Origin of the sequence: Flavobacterium sp. LC2016-01, assembly GCF_009711135.1 — a bacterium.
Taxonomy (GTDB): domain Bacteria; phylum Bacteroidota; class Bacteroidia; order Flavobacteriales; family Flavobacteriaceae; genus Flavobacterium.
Window position 1 is genome coordinate 293224 of record NZ_WMIC01000006.1, and the last position, 18970, is coordinate 312193.

Here is an 18970-nt window from a genome sequence, read left to right on the forward strand (position 1 = left end):
TTTTCACTCTTTAATTAAATTTTTGATAGTTTGCTTATCTTCAAATAATTATAAAATAGGCCTGTTTAGGCTGTTTTTTCTCTTTTTAGATTCAGGTCTTGTAAATATTTGATTATAAATATTTTAACTATTGATTTTTTTTGTAACTTTTCCTGTCTAATTTTTTAATCACAGAATTATGAAAAAATCTAAATTATTTGTCTTCGGAATTTTATTATCAGCAGTTTTAGTTCTTTCATGCACCATGGCAAAAAGGAATGAATTAGTAAGCTCTTGGAAAGTTACTGGTGTCGAAGCCAGCAAAAAACCACTTTCTGATTCATTGAAAAATGTAATTCTTACTAACGGTCAATTAACGTTTACTGAAGATGGTCATGTAACAGGATTTTTACTAAGAGAAATGACAGACGGTACTTATGCCTTAACAAAACAAGGAAAAAGTCTCGTAATTAAAGATGAAACAGGTACTCCTTGGCCTTGCGTCAGCACGATTACAAAAGATGAGCTGATATTAGAGGCTGATGAAGTAAAACTTACACTTAAGAAGATTTAATTTTTCTCATTGAGAATAAGCACATAACCACATTAAAAGAATAAAAAAAAACTCCTAAATAATCTCAAATTTAGGAGTTTTTTTATTTTAATATAAATTGTTTTTTTTAAGATAATCCTCGTGTCAGCCACCCTTTCTTATTTGCTGTAGCAATTGCATAAGGTGTAATCCAAAACAAGCTGAAAGTATAAAAAATGCTGTATGAATATGCCCAGAAAGCATCTGTAAAACTATATCTTTTAGCATAAAATAACACTGAAAAGGTTGACACAATCAAAATGCTTAAAAGTGTGGAACTGAAAAATAATATTGGATGAACTGCTATAAAAAACAGCATAAACAGCAAGAACGGGTATGCCATAACAATTTTTAAAGATTGATTTAAAAACAACAGTCTTGCACCAAATTTAGATTCAATTCTAAAATCTTTAAAAACATACTGCGCCATCATAATATTTTCACGCACATTGCTTCTTCCCCATCTGATAAACATTTTATACAAACCTTTATATTCTTCTGGAACATTTGTCAGCACATAGGCATTTCTTTGAAACAAAACATGAAGTCCTTGTTTTAAAATCATATTTGTCATTGCTCGGTCTTCGCCAATATCCGATGGCTGTCCCATAAAAGTCTGATTAATCCATTCTGGAAGACATTCAAAAACAGCATCTCTTCTATAAGCCGCCGCAGCGCCTGGCGTACATAAAACAGAACCCAGCATACTTTCTGCTGAACGCATGAATTCAAAACTCATAACAAAACTTACATTAAGCATTTTAGGAAGCAACGCTTTTTTATTGTTCAAAACATGAACATTTCCAGCTACTGCACCACATTTTTCATCAACAACAAACGGACTTACAAGGTTTCTTAAAGTATCTTTTTTAACAATAGAATCACTGTCTACAGTCACAAAAATTTCGCCAGTTCCAAGTTCAAAACCGCGGTGTAATGCGTGACGTTTCCCTTTATTTTCAGGCTGTTGGTAAATTGATAAACGATCTCCCAATTTTATTTTTGCCTGTTGCATCCAGTACCAAGTATCATCTTTACTCCCATCGTCAATGGCAAGTATCTGAAGTTTTTGTTCAGGGAAATCACTATCTGCAAGGCTTAATAATGTTTCCCAAACTAATTTTCCTTCGTTATAAGCAGGAACGATTACCGTACAAGTTGGCAATAAATCATCAGAAACTGATTCAATCGGTTTATAATTGAAGTAGAGATACAAATTGTATAAAAATGAACCTGTCTGGAAAAAAAATAATGCTGTTGCTAAAATTAGAAATGGAAGTCCCCAGCTCGAATTTATTCGGTCGATCTGAAATTGATCAAAGTCGGATTGCAAATTATAAACCACAAATGCACCACCGAACATCAATAAAAATGTACCTGCAAGTACAAGAGAACCCAGAGGTGTTCCTGATTTTTGTGATGTGTTTTTGAAAAATTGGACTTTTGAAATAAAATTGGAGCTTTTTGCTGTTTGTTCTTTTCTGTTGAGAGTTTTATCTGAAGAATAAAATTGTTCTGAAATAATCGTTTCGCTTTTCATTGAGAGGCTATTGCTTTAATTGTAAAAATGGCTTTTAGACTGATCTTTTCTTGGTTTTATTTTCTTTTCAGAGAAAGACAAAAAAATTAAACCAAAGAATTGATCACAACCATTTTTACAAGCGCCGTGCCATAATGAATGTTAAATTGATACTGAGAGGTTTAGCAAAATTGAGCTAAAATTAAACTGTGTAAACTTTACACAGTTGTAAAAAGTTTATACTCAAAATTTAGAAAAAAGCTCCGAAATATGAAGCTTCCGGAACTTTAAAAACGAAATTTATTTAATGTTATTGTTTTTGTCTTTGAGAATTTTTCCATCTTTCGAAAATTCTAAATCAATTTGGTTTGTCAAATCGACATCAACATCCTTATGCCCGTAATCGATATGCGTAATTTTTTCGTTGGGATAATTCTTCGAAATATAATCTCTGATATTTGCCGGAATATAATCAGTTGGAATTGGATTTTTTCCTCCATCAACTTCGCGATACGAGCCATCTTTCCAGAATTCGACTTCGGTTCCGTCTTTTAATTTGACTTCGTATCCTTTTTCGCCGTGCTCTGCATCTTTTTTAGCAATGTCAACGGTGGTGTAATTAAAATGCTTTTGAAGAAACTCCTGAGCAGGTTTTGGTAATTCAGAAGTTTCAATTCTCTTTTGAGCATTGGCTGTTATTGCAAAACTGAATAATAATGCGGTAATTATATGTTGTGTTTTCATGATTTTAATTTTTAAAATTTATCATATGTAGCTAATTTACAACAACTAACATTTTATTCAAATCAATTTAAGAAAGCATTTGGTTTTTATGCGCAGTGTTTTTTTGTATATTTAAATTTCAAAACCAAAAAAATATGGAAGATTCAAATAAACAACATGACAAGACAATTCCAAGAGTAACTGGAGTTGGCGGTATTTTCTTTTTTACTGAAAATCCAAAAGAAACAAGAGAATGGTATGCTAAAAATTTAGGACTTGAAGTAAACGACTGGGGTTCGACATTTGAATCAAGAAACATTGATAATCCAGATTTGAAAGAAGCGCTTCAATGGAGTCCTTTCAAAAAAAATGATGAATATTTTTCGCCTTCAAAAAAAGAATTCATGATCAATTACAGAGTGCAAAATATTGAAGGTTTAATTGATAAACTTAAAGAAAACGGCGTAACTATTTTAGACGATATTGTCACATACGATTACGGCAGATTTGCTCATATAATGGATGCTGACGGCAATAAAATTGAACTTTGGGAACCGGTTTAATAAACAAAAGAAGAAATAAAAAAAAACTCCAGAACTTAATAATTCTGGAGTTTTTTTTTATTTCTTCTTTTGCAAATCGGCTAAAATTTTCCTCATTGTAATGGAATCTTTTGCTGTATAATTAATCTTTGATAAATGCACATTTATAAATAAATCTTTGCCAAACATTCCGTAGGCATACATATGTTTTTGTTTTGTTTTTATTCCCTCAACTTCTGTAATATCGTTTTGTCTAAACATAAAATCATCTGTTGGCTCGCCCCATATATCATTGTTTTTCTCGTATTTCTTCAAATTTCCATTCAAGAAATAAGTTAATGGAATAATAGGACTTGTAGTATGGTCTTTAGGATCAAATGGCTCCACCATCATTTTCTGTTCATCCTTATTGAGCTTATAAAAAAGAACCGAACAAATAATATCGTCTTTTCCGCCTTTGCATAAATAATAGTAATCTTCACCGCGCCATTCTTTTTCAAAATTTTCAAATTGATCCGTTTTCATAAACAAGACCGCTTCCTTATTTTTGGGGTAATTAAATTCAATTGTTCCATCACTAGTATTGCTTGTAAATGATAAAACGCCAATTATTAGGACGGAAAAAAGCAATTTTTTAATCATAGTTTATGTTTTGGGTTGGTTTAAATTTGGATTTCAGTTAGTACGAATATACTCGTTTTAATAAAGTTTTTCTTGATTTTTAAATCAAAAAATATTCTATATTCGATTATTAAATTTTAAAGTAATTTTTTATCAACTAAGTATAAATCAAAATAACTAAATGAAAATAATTTTCCTTGATTTTCAAATTTTTCTTTTTCAGTCCTTTTTACCAGAAAGCAGTCTTCCTTTTGAAAATAACGAAATTACGATTGAAAAAATAATGGCAGGTTTCTTTGCATTAGGAATCTATTTTATACCAACAATAATAGCCCGTGACAAGATTCAGTTTAAATATATTCTTTTGTTAAATCTGTTAACAGGCTGGACAGTTTTGGGATGGTTTGTTTGTTTAATGTGGGCGATGAATGCCAAAAGTAAAAATTCAGATAGTCAACTTGAGCTGAAAAAATAAAGGAATAAATACATTTGAAGCATGGAAAAGGCATCTGTAAACAAAAAATCTTATAATAAAATTGTAACCGAATGGGCCAAAATCAGGAATAATTCATCTGTAAATAAACCAATTATAGATTTTTCGCAAAAAATTAAACCAAACGGAAATATTCTTGATATTGGATGTGGAACAGGAAATCCAATTGCAAAGTATTTTTCAGAAAACTATCATTCCGTAATTGGAATAGATTTTTCTGAAAAGATGATTGAAATTGCAAAATCACAAGAAATTAAAAACGCGCAGTTTATTGTCTCTGATTTTTTTGATTTTGAAACCGATAAAAAATTCGATGGAATAATTGCTTGGGATTCTCTTTTTCATTTTCCAAAAAAACGACAGGAAGAAATTTATTCAAAGGTTTATAATTTATTGTTGCCCAACGGCTATTTTCTTTTTACTCATGGAAAAGAAAAAGATGACGAACATACCGATCAAATGTTTGGCGAACCGTTTTATTACAGCTGTTTGTCGAGAGATAATGTTTTGCGGATAATGACCGATTTAGGCTTTCGGTTAGAATACGAAATCGAGAATTTTGTAGAAGAGAATACACAACGAGACTGGGTTGTTTTAGTTCAGAAAAAATAATTTATTTTTCTAGGCTTATATTAGTTTTATGAATATTCCAATAATTCCAGCAATCAAAATAATGTATGGCTCTTGAATTTTTTTTACATAAATCAAAGCCAAAATAGTCAAAATGGCGATGAATACTGTAGGAATGTCAATTATACTTCTTTTGGCTATTACAATAACAGATCCAACAAGTGCTCCTACTACCGCTGCAGTAATCCCTTCAACAAAAGCTTTGACAGGTTTGTTTTGTGCAATTTTTTTAAAATATGGAGCCATTGCAATGGTAAACAAATAGCAAGGTAAAAATGTCGCCAATGCCGCAACCAATGCACCTAGAAACCCATTCACTAAAAAACCTATAAATCCAACTATTATTACAACGGGACCTGGCGTAATCATAGCTACAGCAACCGCATCTAGAAATTGCTGCTCAGTAAGCCATCCATTTTCTGTAACCACTCCTGAATGCAGGAAAGGAACAATTGCCAGTCCGCTTCCAAAGACAAAAGTTCCGGCTGTAGCGAAGAAAATTGCTATTTTAGCAAGGACTGTACTTTCATAATCCCAAAAAGCAATTTGAAAAAATACGAATGAATTTGCGGTTTTGGTAGTCCACCAGTTAGGCGGTGCCTTTATGGTCATATAAAGTAGTCCCGTAGCTATAAAAAGCAGTATTTGTTCTTGCTCCGTTGTATAAGTTATAATTATGGCTAAAATAAAAAACAGCCATAGCAGCCATTTTGATTTTAAAGATTCCAACTTGAATTGGCCGATAGATTTTAAGGTAAGTTTATAGGAGCTAATTGCAATAATTCCAATTACAGCCGCTCCTACACCGTAAAATACAGCCTGTATCCATGCCAGACCGCCGTATACTTTGTATATCATTCCAAGCAAAACTACCATGATAAAAGAGGGAAGAATAAAAGCAAATCCAGCTAAAGTAGCTCCTAAAAAACCGTAATGAACAAATCCAAGATATATTCCCAACTGAGCTGCTAAAGGACCTGGAGCTAATTGTGCTAATGCCAAGCCTTCTTTGTATTCTTCGTCAGAAATCCATTGCCGATCTTCCACCAAATCTTTATGCATATAGCCCACCAAAGCAACTGGTCCCCCGAAACCGATTGTTCCCAATTTCAGAAAATAAAGTGTTAATTCTCTTAAAGTATATTTTGGATTCACAATCATAATACTACAAACTTAAAAAGCAATTCCAAATTGAAAACCTATAGTAAAAGTGCTCGGGTGATCGTTGCCAAAGCGCACTGGCAAAGGCACTGCAGCGTAGTAACTGCAACTGCTGGTTTTAAAAAACGTTTTATTAAAAACAGGTGTAAAACCGTATCTTCCGCTTGTTTCAAAAGCAGCTCGTCCGGCAAATGTGTAGCCATTTCCTAATGCAACCAAAACTCCAGGATGAAACAATAAATTACTCACTTTGCTTGTGCCATTATCATCTTTTATATTTGGAACCATCTCAAATGAAAAACCAATCTTTTGACTTTTCCAAATATTAATTCCCGTTGGAAAACCTACAGCATAATAATCTCTAAAGTTTACTGTCGTTTCATCGCTGCTGAAGGTAACGATTGGATGCATAATACCAAAATACCCCGTTATTTTAGGATAAGTTGTTTGAGCTGAAATCGTAATGCTTGATAGTAATATAGTAAATAGAAAGGTTAATTTTAAATACATTGATTTAGTTTTAGTTATTACAACAAAACTAAAGTTCAATACCCCTTTAAAATAGAATCTTATTTACCTTTTGTATCTGGATTACTTTTTGCGGTTTTTTTTCGATAAGACGATGGATTTTTACCAGTATGCGCTTTAAAAATTCTGGTGAAATGACTTTGATCTGAAAATCCGGTCATGTAGGCAATTTCGGTTAATGAATGCGATGAATTCGAAATAAGGCTTATTGCTTTTTCGATTCGAAGTTTCCTTACATATTCGCCAAAATTCAAATCTTCAAAATGCTTTGAAAATTCCCGAGATAAATAAGACGGATTTAAATCTAATTCGTTCGAAATTTTCTTTAGATCAAATGCAAACTGAGCATCAATCTGATCTTGGATTATTTCTTTTAAATCTTTGACCCAAGTCGGCGTTTTTATACCAGATTTCTTGTCTTTTAGAAACTTATTATAAACTTCATGAAGCAAGTTTTCAAAAGGACTGTTCTGAAGATGATTTTGTTTATAAAGATGCGTTGCCCAGCTGAATAAGGCATCATACAAAATCATTCCTGTCTCCAGAAGTTTGTGATCGTCTGTAATATTATAAGAAAGCCCAGCTGAAATTGCCCAAAGTCCCGCCGATTCTTTTGCAATATCATGTCGGTCTGTATCTGCTCCACGGACAATTCCGGCTATAATTGAAATTGCGGGATCGTTAATTTCATATTTTTTTACGATATAGTCGAAGGTGCTTTGATCATCATAATGAGTAAATTCAACATCTGGAATATCAAATGGCGTAGCATTTAATTCTTTTGCTTTCTCTAAAACTTCATTAAATGGAACATAAATAAATTCAGCTTCATTGTCAACAAACTTTTTTATTAGCCAAGGACATGCAATTCGGTCTATTTTTGGTCGCTCTCTGGTAATCCATTTCATTATTTAAATCTTTAGGATTTTGATATTCAAATCTAACAAAATCATTTGGTTTCAAGAATTTATAAATTAAACTGATTTTTTAGTAATCAATCTAAGTTTTTAGTTATAAGAATTAATAAATTGAAAATCAAATATTTATGCTTTAAAATTTCTTATATTCGCATGTTCAAAAAAGCATCAATTTATACCAAAATACAAATTCTCATTCATCTTATTTCTTCTATTTCTGAATTGATATAAACCGGTTAGGCCCCTCCTCTAACTTTAGTAAAAACAAAAGCAATTATAAACCATCAAAATTAAAGAAAATGGAACCGCACCTCGAACAAATTCGCGATCAGCAAAAGCAGTCTTGGAACAAATTTTCTGGAGGCTGGAAGAAATGGGATGACCTTGTAATGGATTTTTTAAAACCAATGGGAGATGAAATAATCAGGCTAATAAATCCACAAAATAAAGATTTTATATTAGATATTGCTTCAGGAACTGGAGAACCTGGATTGACAATTGCAGAAAAATTGAACGGCGGTAAAGTAATGCTCACAGATCTTGCCGATGATATGCTAAGAATAGCGCGACAAAATGCGATGTTAAGAGGGATTGAAAACATTGAAACTTTGACTTGCGATGTCAGCGAACTTCCTTTTCGTGATAATACATTTGACGCTATAAGCTGCCGATTTGGATTTATGTTTTTTCCAGACATGCAATTAGCAGCCAAAGAAATGGTTCGGGTACTGAAACCTGGAGGTAGAATCGCAACATCAGTATGGAATGTTCCTGAAAAAAACTTTTGGGTCACTGCAACTTTGGGGACAATTAATAAGAATTTAGAACTTCCACCCCCTCCTCCTGGTGCGCCGGGAATGTTTCGCTGCGCAAAAGATGGTTTTATTTCCGATTTATTTTCACAAGCCGGATTAAAAAATATTACTCAAGTCGAAGTGCCGGGAAAATTAAACTGCAAAACAGTCGATGCCTATTGGGGAATGCAGACAGAAGTTGCAGCACCTGTTGTAGCTGCGCTCAGTACAGCCAGTGATGAAATGAAAGAAAAAATAAAAAAGGAAACCTTTGCATTAGTAAATCAAAAATATCCAGATGGAAATGTTGTAATTGATTCAAGTGCATTGGTTATTTATGGAGAGAAATAAAATAATTTTAGTTAAAGTAAAAAAAGCCTTCTCTATGAGGAGAAGGCTTCTTTTTTTATTGTTTGATTATCTTTAAATAGGCGCTGTAAGGATCATCTTTAAGAGAAGTTCGCATATAATACATGTCTTCATCTTTTGTGCTTAAATCAAATTTAATTAAGCCAGCATCACAATAATAGAATATCGTATCGTCAACAGGAAACTCAATATTTGAAATAGGCATGGTTGTAAGTTTCATTTCAAATGCTATTTCGCCATTTGTTATGTCAATTTGAAAAAGTTTTCTTTTGCGGGTATATCCCCAAATATTATCATTGTCTTCAGTAATATATTCGATATTATCAGCTGCAAAATCTCTTCTCCATATTTGAGTTCCAGTTTTTGAATCAACTGCGTATAAAGTAGAAACCGTGGTTCCTTGCGCTGCAAAATATACTTTTTTGTCTTTGCAGAATATGCGCTCCTTCACATTAAATTGATTTTCATCTAAATTAAATTGCCATAAAACATCTAATTTATCAGGGCTTAAGGCATAAAGTACATTTTTTTCATTTGCTATAAATACATTTTCACCATCAGTTGCTGGTTTTCCGTAGATAGGCGTTTCAAAGCTTTTTTGGGCAAGAACTTTTCCTGTATTGGCATCAAAACTATATAGGCTCGACGCGCTTTGAGCAAAAATTTTGTTATTAAGATAGAGAACCGGAATATCATTATTAGTAGAATCCAGCTTGTAGCTCCATGCTAAACTGCCGTCTTTTGTGTTAAGCGCGTAAATGTTGCCATTTTGGGCAGTTATATAAAGTTTTCCATTGTTGATGATCGGAATTTGGTTTTTTAGGACAATTTGATCTGTACTATTTCCTAATCTCGATTTCCAAAAAATATCACCGGTTTGGTTATCAACTGCGAAAATTTCACCATTTATAAACGGAACATACACAACGCCATCGTGCAGCGTTACCAGATTTGCGCACATTTCAGTAAAGTGATCCGTAGCTTTTACAGTCCAGCCAATTTGTTCCGATTCTAAATCATACGAAAAAAGAGATCCGTCGTAATCATAAATTAGAATCGATGCTTCATCTAACGGCACTTTTTTAAGCGGTCTTATGACTTTGTTAGAGACTACGTCAGTAAGTGTTGGAGCTTGTCCAAAAATATTTACAACTGTAAATAGAAACAGCAGCGTTATTAGGTTTTTCTTCATTTTAAGATTTGGGTTTGATGATTTGATTTATTTGTTCAGCAATAAATTTGCCAAACAAATAAATTTCTATGCCAAATATAATTAAAATGTTTTAGAGGTTATTCTTTATTAAACAACTGCAGCATTTTGTTTTGGATCATAAAGCATTGCGGTGCATAAACAGTTTTTTCTTTCCTTGCTCATCAATATCGGACAGTTTACACATGATTTACAGCTCTCCCAAAACATTTCATCTGAAGGCAGTTCTGCAAAAGTAACTGGTTCAAAACCGAGTTCATGATTCATTTTCATAACCGCAAGACCCGAAGTTAAGCTGAAAATGCGAGCATCAGGGTACATTTCACGACTCAGCTCGAAAATCTTTCTTTTAATTTTTTTTGCAAGTCCGGTATGTCTGAATTCTGGTGCTACGATGAGTCCTGAATTAGAAACAAAATTGCCATTCTCCCAAGAAGAAATAAAAGAGAAACCAGCCCATCGCCCATCTGATGCAAAAGCAATCACTGCCTCGCCTTTTGTCATCTTCGTTTCAAGATATTCAGGTGAGCGACCTGAAATACCGGTGCCGCGTGCTAGTGCAGAGGATAATGTTACTTCGCAGATTTCCCTGATCCAGAAAGTATGAGCTGATCTGGCTTTTTCAATAGTGAATTCAACCGATTCCTCAGTTTCTTCGACAGCCGAAAATGTGTTTCTGTTACGAAATGAGCTGGAAAAAAAGAAGTTTTTATTTGTTAGGTTTATTTTTGGATCTATTATGGGGTCTATAATTTTCATAATCTTTTTAGGTATATAGTGAGGAAATACAATGTGAAAGTTCTAAATGATATGATTACACGATTTGAGAGATTAGCAAAACAGCAATAAAAAAAACGATGCCAAACACCATTAAATTAATGAACCTATCTTTGTTACGCATCGATTTATTTGTTGCATATAGTTTTGCAATCTCCTTACTTCTTGTTTTATTTGCTTTCATATTTGTTCTGAATTAGTGTTGATAGTTATGACGGTTGTCGAAAAAACTTTTCTTGTTTCAAAATCAATGCTTATCCTATTGATTTACCGAACAAAAACAAATGGCATGCCATATCAAACAAAACGAAACAAAACACTGAATATCATTATTTTATAAAATAAAAAGAATTTTTATCTTTTAAAAAACTATCAAAATGATAAGGTTGGCTATTCAAAATGAAAGGGATTTTTAAATTTTTGTGTAAACCCGCACAAGTAGCATCATAAAATAAATCACATCAAAAATGAAAATCATCAAATATCTAATATGCTCTTTTTTTATACTTCTTTTAAATTGTAAAAAAGTAGAAACTAATAAAGAATATGTACAACTGCTTTGGAAAAACGATACGTTTGATTGGATGCCATCTTCTTTAGTTTTAAAAGACAATCTATTGTATTTTGCAGATTTAAACAGAAATTTTTATGCTGTAAACTTAGAAAATGCAAAAGTTGAGCTAAACTTTAAAACAGACTACAATCCAATCCATAAACCTTTGATAGTAGATCAAAACTTGTTTTTAACAGAATATAATTCGGATCTAAATTGTTTTGATAAAACGAGTAAATTAAAGTGGAAGATTAAAGGTGAAATAAATTTAAGAAATGATTTATCTCAGTATAATCAGTTCATTTACGGGTCAGTCTTAGGAAATGGATTTAGTAAAATAGATAAGACAACTGGAAAAGTAATTTGGTTTCTTCCAGAAGCTTCTAATAATACAGAAACAAATGGGCCTGCTTTTTTTAAAGAAATGATATATCTAGGTTTTTCAGACTTTAATGCTAAACTTTCAGCAATTAATAATCAAAATGGAAAAATTATATGGGAAAACAAATATGAAAATTTTAAAACGATTAGCCAATATACAACAGACAAAGGACTTTTAGTTTTTCTTAATAAAGATTTAAAAGAAGGAAAAATTTTGATGTTAGACTATCAAAATGGAAATGAAATTTGGTCAAAATCAATAAATTGTGATCTGCACTATGAACCAAATCTAGCGGATGACAATGTAATTTTCAGCACATACAACAACAAGGTTCTATCAATAAATATTGAAAACGGTAAAACGAACTGGTTATTGAATTTGAAAAATGATCAAGTAGAAACTAGTGTAGTAAATTTTAAAGAAAGCGTGTATTTTGGAACAATAAATCGAAAACTATATTCTGTAAATAAGAAAACTGGAAATATCAATTTTATGCAGCAATTTAATTTTGGTCTTATAACACCAATTATAGAGAACAATAAAATTTATTTCCCAACGGGTGGTAATGAAATATGGGTTTTAAAATAGCCAATCCACTTGAATTGAAAATTGACTTTCCTTTGGATTTCTATGACTATTGTTTGAGAAATAAAGAAAGATTTCGGTATCAAATTATAAAAAAACTCCTTAATTTCTTAAGGAGTTTCTTGATGGTTATTACGAACCATTTTATGCAGGATTTGAAGAAAATTACAATTGGAAAACGCTATAAAAAGCACTCCTTTTAATAGTTATTTCAATTGAGTAGTATTTACTCTTGTAGGCGTATCTTTTCCACTAATAATCGAAGAAGAGCTTAATGCAATTGATTTTATTATTTGGGTCATGTTATCAATATCTAACGTTTCAAATTCATCATCGGCTGTGTGATACGTTAGCTCATTATCCATTTTTGAAGTAGAAATGGTATGAGCAGGAACTCCAAGCCTGGCTAATGTAGCGTTGTCTGAACGGTAAAATAATTGTTGGTCTGGATAAGGATCTGAATAAAACGTAAAACTTGTTCCGGTTAAATTAGTTTGTAAAATCTGTCCCATATTCGACTTTTCGAAGCCTGTAATGTAAGCAGAGTTTTTACCCCATTTAGATTCTGTTCCTATCATTTCAATATTGAACATTGCAATCACTTTTTCTGGCACAAGCTGTTTAGAAAAATATTTGGCTCCATAACCACCTATTTCCTCAGCTACAAATGTGGTAAAAATAATAGTACGCTCGTTGTTGTTTTGTTTTTTAAAATATTTCGCCAGCATAATTACGGCTGTTGTTCCAGCGGCATCATCATTTGCACCATTATAAATAGAATCTGTTGCAGGATGCGGAGCACCTTCTTCAGGAGAGCCTACTCCTAAATGATCATAATGCCCTGAAAAAATCACATATTCATTTGGTTTCGTTTTTCCGGGTAATATTCCAACAACATTATTCAATGTTTTTTTGGAGATTGTATTCGTTAATTCAACAGAAAAAGTGGTCGCTTCGATGGTGCCAAAAACAAACATAATTGTATTGTTTCCTGGATTAGCAGTTACTCGATCAATATGTTGAATATTCGGTAAAACACTATCAAATGAAGGGTCAACTAGGACCAAAAGATTTTTTGGACTTTTATAATATTCATTAAATTTCTGACCAATGTTATCCCCTTTATTAATTTTTACAATAGAAATATCGCTTTTTTCAGTTAAAGAAACTTGAGGAAGGTATGAGAATGTTACAACTTGATTATTGTTTATTTCTTTGCCATCAATAGTAATTTTTGAAGAAACTGCTTTAGAGGCCGTCATCGAAAATTCTTGTCTGTAATTCGTTGCAGCATTAAAAGTTTGCAAACCAATTTTTTTAAACTCTGATTCTATAAAGGCTGACGCTTTGTCAATACCCGGAGTAAAAGTTCTCCTGCCCTGCATATCATCAGCAGAAAGTATTTTCTCTATACGAGTTACTTCCTTGTTCGTAATAATTTTATCAATCGATTGTCCATGTACATTAAAACATTGACTTAGAACAAAAATACTTACAATAATTTTTTTCATATTTTACTTTTATAAATAACATTTGAGTTAAACCAAAAGTAAGTTAATTATTTACAAAATTAAGTGTCCGAAAACGTTTTTAATTGAAAAATATGAGGTTTTGTAACTTTCAGTTATAGTAATTTCCAGTCATTTAGTTTGATTCGTTTGTTTTTTAATATTGGAACGTTTGCATTACCTTTTCTAATTCAATTTTATTCTCCTTATGAAATGGTATTTCTAAAAAGTTCCAATTTACATTCGATAAAAATGGTTGAAACTTTTCCATTATGATTGACTTTAAATTATTGGAGTTGTCTTGAAAAGAATCTACCCCAAGTCTTAGATCAATATCAATAACATAATTAAATTCTTTGTTGTTTTGAAAAAGGAATGTTTTACTCAAAAATTGATTGGGTGTTAATTTAATATCTGCCAACAGGCTTGTATTTAGCTTTAATTTTCCCAAATACCATTTTTCGAAGTTGTACCAACCGTAATAATCATCTGTCTTTGTTTCAAGTTGTAACTCAAGTGATTTGTCAATCAATTCAGCAATTTTATCAATGGATTCATTTGATTTTATACCAATATAAAATGAAGTCGATTCATAGCCATAATAAACTAAATTATTAATTAATTCATCATAAGATTTTAATCTTATTCTCTCTTCATAGCCATTTTCGGCACATTCTAATTCAAAATATACAATTTCGGGTGTTTCATATTCGTTTTCAACATTATAACCATAGTCAAAACACAATATTGTATGACCATTCATAGTGGAAAGAATAGGAAGTCTGTCTAAATAAAGAAAATTTGTATCTGAAGAATTTTCTAATTTCTCTTTGTCCATATATTCTACTAAAACATCCTTTAAGGTCTTATAACCATTGTGATTAATTATTGGATCAAAACGAGCATCATTACACAAAAGTTCATTTACTTCTCCGTTATAATTCAAAGCACTTTTCCATAAAAGACCACCATTTTGTAGTTTCATATGTTCTTTATAAAGTGCTGGAAATTTAAATCCAATTTCGATTTCTTTTTGAAGGATTTGCTCTTCTGTTCTTCCAATTGTTTTTTCCGTAAAACCTTCTGCAGGTTGTTTCCAAATATCTATTATCATATAATTTTCTAAATATTGTTAAGATTCCTGTCTTGCAAAATTACTAGCAACTTGCTTATATATACTACTTTATAATATAAATCTATCTTTTTTTCAATGTATATGAGCTAGGTAATCAAGTAAAAGCTTTTGCAATAGTATGCAAAAACAAAATGCTAGAATTGGTGTTTTTTAATAAATTGAGATTATTTTTGAAACAATAATGAATTATAGAAGTATGATAGATAAAAAAACTCCTTAATTTCTTAAGGAGTTTCTTGGTGGGCGATGAGGGGTTCGAACCCCCGACCCCCTCGGTGTAAACGAGGTGCTCTGAACCAGCTGAGCTAATCGCCCTATTTTACTAGGTTGCTATCATTTCGTGATTGCGAGTGCAAATATACAGCTAGATTTCGAATTTGCAAGCGTTTTTCAAAAAAAAGTAAAAGAAAATTTTAATAAAATATTTAGAAAGCTATTTTTCAGTGATTTAAAAAACTAAAAAAAATCTTTATTTTCTTAAATTTAGTTAAAAATCAAAAACTCAAAAGCTAATTCATAATATTCTTTTGTATTCACTTGCTATAATCATACCTTTGCGTACCTTAATTGTATATTCAAATGGCTAGATTTCAAGAAAACGATTTACCGAAAGCTAAATTAGACTCTAACTCCCTTCAAAAAGCACTCCGAATTTTTAAATATGCCAAGAACCACAAATGGAAATTTTTCCTTGGCTTGATTTTCCTTTTATTAACTAGTGCCACTGCCCTAGCCTTTCCTAAATTAATGGGAATGCTCGTTGACTGTGTAACCAATAAAGATCTAGATAAGGCAAATGAAATTGCCATTGCCTTAATGGGAATTTTGACTTTGCAGGCGATTTTCTCTTTTTTCAGAATCTCATTATTTGTAAATTTTACCGAAAATTCATTGTCGAACATTCGTTTTGCATTGTATGAAAATCTGGTAAAACTGCCAATGTCATTCTATTCGCAAAAACGTGTTGGTGAACTAAACAGTAGAATTAGTGCTGATATTTCGCAATTGCAAGACACTTTCACCACAACAATAGCCGAATTTCTGCGTCAATTCATCTTAATTATTGGTGGATTTGTGATTTTAGGAACCATAAGTCCGAAATTGACTTTCATGATGCTGGCAATTGTTCCAGTCGTTGCGGTTGCTGCAGTAATATTTGGAAGATTTATTCGCAAATACGGAAAAAAAACGCAAGATAAAGTGGCCGAAAGCCAGGTAATTGTTGAAGAAACATTACAAGGAATAAGCAATGTTAAAGCTTTTGCCAATGAATGGTATGAAATCCAGCGTTACAAAAACAAGATCAGAGAAATTGTAAAAATTGCTATAAAAGGCGGACAATACAGAGGTTATTTTGCTTCGTTTATTATTTTATGTCTTTTTGGATGCGTGGTTGCCGTCGTATGGTACGGAATTACCTTAACGATAAAAGGCGAAGTTGAAGGCGTTGGTGATTTGATTTCCTTTGTTCTTTATACTACTTTTATTGGTGCTTCTTTTGGAGGAATTGCCGAAATGTATGCTCAGATTCAAAAAGCTGTTGGTGCAACTGAACGTGTTTTTGAACTTTTAGAAGAAACTCCAGAAGCAATCAATACAAGTTCAAAAGTACATGCAATTGAGAAGATAAAAGGAAATGTTACTTTTAAAAATGTGGCATTCCATTATCCATCAAGAAAAGAAGTTCAGGTTTTGAAAGATGTAAATTTCTCTGCCGAATTTGGACAAAAAATTGCCATTGTGGGACCTAGTGGTGCAGGAAAATCGACAATTTCGTCTTTATTACTGCGCTTCTATGATATTACATCTGGAGAAATTCTTGTTGATGGAAAAAATATTCATGATTATGATTTAGAAAATCTGCGTGGAAATATGAGTATTGTTCCTCAGGATGTGATTTTATTTGGAGGAACAATCAGAGAAAATATTGCTTACGGAAAGCCAGATGCTTCAGACGAAGAAATTATCGCTGCTGCAAAACAGGCAAATGCTTTTAATTTTGTAGAAGGCTTTCCAGAAAAATTTGAAACATTAGTAGGAGAACGTGGTGTTAAACTGTCCGGTGGACAACGTCAGCGTATTGCAATTGCAAGAGCTTTGCTGAAAAATCCGAGTATTTTGATCTTAGACGAAGCAACATCATCTTTAGACAGCGAAAGCGAAAAACTGGTTCAGGAAGCTTTAGAAGTATTAATGGAAGGAAGAACTAGTATTATCATCGCTCACCGACTTTCGACTATTAGAAATGCTGATAAAATTCTAGTTTTAGATAACGGAAAAATATCCGAAGAAGGAACGCATCAGGAATTAATAAATCTTGAAAACGGAATTTATAAAAACTTAAGTAATTTACAGTTTAGTAATTCTTAAATTAAATTTCAATTTAAAAATTCCAATTATAAAAAAACTCCATTTGATTTTACAAATGGAGTTTTTTTTATGGGAAAATCTAAAATCGATTTAAACCGGACTAAAGTCCGGCCCTACAATATAATCGAGCCAAAGACTCTTTAGCAGTTCCGAAGGAACAAACCATATTGTAGAGCTGGACTTCAGTCCAGTTTATAAAGGAATATCCAAATAAAACAAAAAAAGCTCCAATTAAAAATTGGAGCTTTTTATATATAAACTGTAAACTGAGACAGAAAACGGAAAACTATTTCCCTTTTCTACGTTTACGTTCCGCTTTAATCATTGATAATTCACGGCTTGTTTGTCCTGCAACTGAAGTATTTTCTTCAGCACGGCGAATCAAGTATGGCATAACGTCTTTAACTGGTCCAAATGGCAAGTATTTAGCATCATTATAACCATTTTCAGCAAGATTGTAGCTGATATTATCGCTCATTCCGTACAATTGACCAAACCAGATTCTGTTATCATTTTTAGCTATTCCTTTTTGAGCCATCATTTCCATTAATTTATAAGAACTCAATTCATTGTGAGTTCCTGCAAAAATGGCCATAGTGTCTAAATGCTCTAACATATATTGTACAGCTGCGTCATAATTTACATCTGTAGCTTCTTTAGAAACGCAAATTGGCGAAACATATCCTTTTTCTTCTGCACGCTTATTTTCTTTTTCCATGTAAGCACCACGAACTAATTTCATTCCAATAAAGAAACCTTCGTTCTTGGCAATTTCATGTAATTTTTTCAAATAATCTAAACGATCCCAACGATACATCTGTAACGTATTAAATACAATTGCTTTTTCTTTATTGTATTTACGCATCATATTGGTTACTAAATCATCAGCAGCATCCTGCATCCAGCTTTCTTCACCATCAATTAACAACGCCACATCTTTTTTATGAGCTTCACTGCAAACTTGATCAAAACGTGCCACTACTCTATCCCATTCTGCTTGCTCTGCAGGAGTTAGCGTTTGTTTTTCTCCTATTTTTTCATATAATTCAAAACGTCCTAAACCAGTTGGCTTGAAAACCGCAAACGGAATTGCCAAACGTTCTTTAGCAAAATCAATAGTTCTCAATGTCATTTCAAGAGCGGCATCAAACTGCTCTTCTTCTTCTTTTCCTTCAACTGAATAATCCAATACAGATGAAACACCTTTTGTAAACATTTTATCTACTACCGAAAGGCAATCATTTTCATTTACACCACCGCAAAAGTGATCAAAAACAGTCGCGCGAATCAATCCTTCCACCGGAAGGTGCGCTTTAAGAGCAAAATTAGTTACAGCAGTTCCAATTCTTACAAGAGGCTCGCTGTCAATCATTTTAAAAAGAAAGTAAGCTCTGTCAAGTTCAGTATCACTTTTTAGCGAAAATGCTACTTGAGTGTTATCGAATATTTTTTCCATTAAGTTTAGTTTTTGTGCAAAGATATAGAGTGTTTTGAATATTATTCACGAAATCGTATGATATTTTTTAATATCTATAATTGGCTTAGGAAAATTTCATATTTAAAAAGTAGGATTTTACTGTTG

General features: G+C 32.2%; 18 protein-coding genes and 1 tRNA gene. 7 read left to right on the forward strand and 12 right to left on the reverse strand.

The annotated features are described in order from the left end of the window. Window positions 1-178: 178 nt before the first annotated feature. Window positions 179-553, forward strand: coding sequence for a hypothetical protein (locus tag GKZ88_RS14330; RefSeq protein WP_155103040.1), 375 nt, complete (start codon window positions 179-181; stop codon window positions 551-553). Window positions 554-659: 106 nt separating this feature from the next. On the opposite strand, the gene GKZ88_RS14335 is transcribed toward GKZ88_RS14330, so the two are convergent. Next, window positions 660-2111 carry a glycosyltransferase family 2 protein gene (locus tag GKZ88_RS14335; RefSeq protein WP_155103041.1) on the reverse strand — a complete coding sequence of 484 codons (1452 nt, stop codon included), beginning with the start codon at window positions 2109-2111 and terminating at the stop codon, window positions 660-662. A gap of 279 nt (window positions 2112-2390) precedes the next feature. Then, a complete protein-coding gene (locus tag GKZ88_RS14340) occupies window positions 2391-2834 on the reverse strand; it encodes a PepSY-like domain-containing protein (RefSeq protein ID WP_155103042.1) in 444 nt (147 codons plus the stop codon). A gap of 134 nt (window positions 2835-2968) precedes the next feature. On the opposite strand from GKZ88_RS14340, the gene GKZ88_RS14345 reads away from it, so the two are divergent. Beyond that, complete coding sequence (locus GKZ88_RS14345) at window positions 2969-3376, forward strand: VOC family protein (RefSeq protein WP_155103043.1); 408 nt, start codon at window positions 2969-2971, stop codon at window positions 3374-3376. Window positions 3377-3433: 57 nt separating this feature from the next. On the opposite strand, the gene GKZ88_RS14350 is transcribed toward GKZ88_RS14345, so the two are convergent. Then, entirely contained in the window at window positions 3434-3997 is a 564-nt protein-coding gene (locus GKZ88_RS14350; protein ID WP_155103044.1) for a hypothetical protein, read from the reverse strand. A gap of 160 nt (window positions 3998-4157) precedes the next feature. Here GKZ88_RS14350 and GKZ88_RS14355 point away from each other — a divergent pair, with 160 nt between their 5' ends. Together GKZ88_RS14355 and GKZ88_RS14360 are read left to right on the forward strand one after the other, a co-directional pair. After that, window positions 4158-4451, forward strand: a complete 294-nt coding sequence (locus tag GKZ88_RS14355) for a superinfection immunity protein (protein WP_155103045.1) — start codon at window positions 4158-4160, stop codon at window positions 4449-4451. 21 nt (window positions 4452-4472) lie between these two features. Next, the gene (locus tag GKZ88_RS14360) at window positions 4473-5081 is read left to right on the forward strand and encodes a class I SAM-dependent methyltransferase (RefSeq protein ID WP_155103046.1); all 609 of its coding nucleotides are present in this window, start codon (window positions 4473-4475) and stop codon (window positions 5079-5081) included. Between the two features lie 15 nt (window positions 5082-5096). On the opposite strand, the gene GKZ88_RS14365 is transcribed toward GKZ88_RS14360, so the two are convergent. From GKZ88_RS14365 to GKZ88_RS14375, 3 genes are read right to left on the reverse strand one after another with little or no spacing between them, the layout of a single operon-like run. Continuing rightward, on the reverse strand, window positions 5097-6260 hold the full coding sequence (locus tag GKZ88_RS14365; RefSeq protein ID WP_155103047.1) for a chromate transporter: 1164 nt from the start codon (window positions 6258-6260) through the stop codon (window positions 5097-5099). Window positions 6261-6272: 12 nt separating this feature from the next. Further along, the gene (locus tag GKZ88_RS14370; RefSeq protein WP_155103048.1) at window positions 6273-6770 is read right to left on the reverse strand and encodes a hypothetical protein; all 498 of its coding nucleotides are present in this window, start codon (window positions 6768-6770) and stop codon (window positions 6273-6275) included. A gap of 59 nt (window positions 6771-6829) precedes the next feature. After that, on the reverse strand, window positions 6830-7696 hold the full coding sequence (locus tag GKZ88_RS14375; protein ID WP_155103049.1) for a chromate resistance protein ChrB domain-containing protein: 867 nt from the start codon (window positions 7694-7696) through the stop codon (window positions 6830-6832). A 308-nt stretch (window positions 7697-8004) separates the two neighbouring features. Here GKZ88_RS14375 and GKZ88_RS14380 point away from each other — a divergent pair, with 308 nt between their 5' ends. Continuing rightward, on the forward strand, window positions 8005-8850 hold the full coding sequence (locus GKZ88_RS14380; protein WP_155103050.1) for a class I SAM-dependent methyltransferase: 846 nt from the start codon (window positions 8005-8007) through the stop codon (window positions 8848-8850). A 55-nt stretch (window positions 8851-8905) separates the two neighbouring features. Here GKZ88_RS14380 and GKZ88_RS14385 read toward each other — a convergent pair whose 3' ends face one another. Both GKZ88_RS14385 and GKZ88_RS14390 read right to left on the reverse strand, forming a co-directional pair. Continuing rightward, window positions 8906-10060, reverse strand: a complete 1155-nt coding sequence (locus tag GKZ88_RS14385) for a PQQ-binding-like beta-propeller repeat protein (protein WP_155103051.1) — start codon at window positions 10058-10060, stop codon at window positions 8906-8908. Window positions 10061-10168: 108 nt separating this feature from the next. Then, a complete protein-coding gene (locus tag GKZ88_RS14390) occupies window positions 10169-10837 on the reverse strand; it encodes a GNAT family N-acetyltransferase (RefSeq protein ID WP_230392527.1) in 669 nt (222 codons plus the stop codon). Window positions 10838-11322: 485 nt separating this feature from the next. Between GKZ88_RS14390 and GKZ88_RS14395 the strand changes: the two genes are divergently transcribed. Beyond that, a complete protein-coding gene (locus GKZ88_RS14395) occupies window positions 11323-12378 on the forward strand; it encodes a PQQ-binding-like beta-propeller repeat protein (RefSeq protein WP_155103052.1) in 1056 nt (351 codons plus the stop codon). A gap of 203 nt (window positions 12379-12581) precedes the next feature. On the opposite strand, the gene GKZ88_RS14400 is transcribed toward GKZ88_RS14395, so the two are convergent. The 3 genes from GKZ88_RS14400 to GKZ88_RS14410 all read right to left on the reverse strand — a co-directional run bounded on the left by GKZ88_RS14400 (window position 12582) and on the right by GKZ88_RS14410 (window position 15333). After that, window positions 12582-13886 (reverse strand): M20/M25/M40 family metallo-hydrolase, encoded by a 1305-nt coding sequence (locus GKZ88_RS14400; protein ID WP_155103053.1) that lies wholly within the window; start codon window positions 13884-13886, stop codon window positions 12582-12584. A 154-nt stretch (window positions 13887-14040) separates the two neighbouring features. Continuing rightward, the gene (locus GKZ88_RS14405) at window positions 14041-14997 is read right to left on the reverse strand and encodes an SMI1/KNR4 family protein (protein WP_155103054.1); all 957 of its coding nucleotides are present in this window, start codon (window positions 14995-14997) and stop codon (window positions 14041-14043) included. Between the two features lie 258 nt (window positions 14998-15255). Continuing rightward, window positions 15256-15333: transfer RNA gene (locus tag GKZ88_RS14410), tRNA-Val, on the reverse strand. A gap of 264 nt (window positions 15334-15597) precedes the next feature. Here GKZ88_RS14410 and GKZ88_RS14415 point away from each other — a divergent pair. Next, window positions 15598-17388 carry an ABC transporter transmembrane domain-containing protein gene (locus tag GKZ88_RS14415; protein ID WP_155103055.1) on the forward strand — a complete coding sequence of 597 codons (1791 nt, stop codon included), beginning with the start codon at window positions 15598-15600 and terminating at the stop codon, window positions 17386-17388. Between the two features lie 286 nt (window positions 17389-17674). Here the strand turns inward: GKZ88_RS14415 and GKZ88_RS14420 are convergent, their stop codons facing one another. After that, window positions 17675-18844: a proline dehydrogenase family protein gene (locus GKZ88_RS14420; RefSeq protein WP_155103056.1), complete on the reverse strand. Its 1170-nt coding sequence runs from the start codon at window positions 18842-18844 to the stop codon at window positions 17675-17677. Between the last annotated feature and the right edge of the window lie 126 nt (window positions 18845-18970).

What these genes read in the sequence shown, in the direction of transcription:
- GKZ88_RS14330 (WP_155103040.1), top strand. Translation starts at nt 179, where the DNA reads ATGAAAAAATCTAAATTATTTGTCTTCGGAATTTTATTATCAGCAGTT.
- GKZ88_RS14335 (WP_155103041.1), bottom strand. Translation starts at nt 2,111, where the DNA reads ATGAAAAGCGAAACGATTATTTCAGAACAATTTTATTCTTCAGATAAA.
- GKZ88_RS14340 (WP_155103042.1), bottom strand. Translation starts at nt 2,834, where the DNA reads ATGAAAACACAACATATAATTACCGCATTATTATTCAGTTTTGCAATA.
- GKZ88_RS14345 (WP_155103043.1), top strand. Translation starts at nt 2,969, where the DNA reads ATGGAAGATTCAAATAAACAACATGACAAGACAATTCCAAGAGTAACT.
- GKZ88_RS14350 (WP_155103044.1), bottom strand. Translation starts at nt 3,997, where the DNA reads ATGATTAAAAAATTGCTTTTTTCCGTCCTAATAATTGGCGTTTTATCA.
- GKZ88_RS14355 (WP_155103045.1), top strand. Translation starts at nt 4,158, where the DNA reads ATGAAAATAATTTTCCTTGATTTTCAAATTTTTCTTTTTCAGTCCTTT.
- GKZ88_RS14360 (WP_155103046.1), top strand. Translation starts at nt 4,473, where the DNA reads ATGGAAAAGGCATCTGTAAACAAAAAATCTTATAATAAAATTGTAACC.
- GKZ88_RS14365 (WP_155103047.1), bottom strand. Translation starts at nt 6,260, where the DNA reads ATGATTGTGAATCCAAAATATACTTTAAGAGAATTAACACTTTATTTT.
- GKZ88_RS14370 (WP_155103048.1), bottom strand. Translation starts at nt 6,770, where the DNA reads ATGTATTTAAAATTAACCTTTCTATTTACTATATTACTATCAAGCATT.
- GKZ88_RS14375 (WP_155103049.1), bottom strand. Translation starts at nt 7,696, where the DNA reads ATGAAATGGATTACCAGAGAGCGACCAAAAATAGACCGAATTGCATGT.
- GKZ88_RS14380 (WP_155103050.1), top strand. Translation starts at nt 8,005, where the DNA reads ATGGAACCGCACCTCGAACAAATTCGCGATCAGCAAAAGCAGTCTTGG.
- GKZ88_RS14385 (WP_155103051.1), bottom strand. Translation starts at nt 10,060, where the DNA reads ATGAAGAAAAACCTAATAACGCTGCTGTTTCTATTTACAGTTGTAAAT.
- GKZ88_RS14390 (WP_230392527.1), bottom strand. Translation starts at nt 10,837, where the DNA reads ATGAAAATTATAGACCCCATAATAGATCCAAAAATAAACCTAACAAAT.
- GKZ88_RS14395 (WP_155103052.1), top strand. Translation starts at nt 11,323, where the DNA reads ATGAAAATCATCAAATATCTAATATGCTCTTTTTTTATACTTCTTTTA.
- GKZ88_RS14400 (WP_155103053.1), bottom strand. Translation starts at nt 13,886, where the DNA reads ATGAAAAAAATTATTGTAAGTATTTTTGTTCTAAGTCAATGTTTTAAT.
- GKZ88_RS14405 (WP_155103054.1), bottom strand. Translation starts at nt 14,997, where the DNA reads ATGATAATAGATATTTGGAAACAACCTGCAGAAGGTTTTACGGAAAAA.
- GKZ88_RS14415 (WP_155103055.1), top strand. Translation starts at nt 15,598, where the DNA reads ATGGCTAGATTTCAAGAAAACGATTTACCGAAAGCTAAATTAGACTCT.
- GKZ88_RS14420 (WP_155103056.1), bottom strand. Translation starts at nt 18,844, where the DNA reads ATGGAAAAAATATTCGATAACACTCAAGTAGCATTTTCGCTAAAAAGT.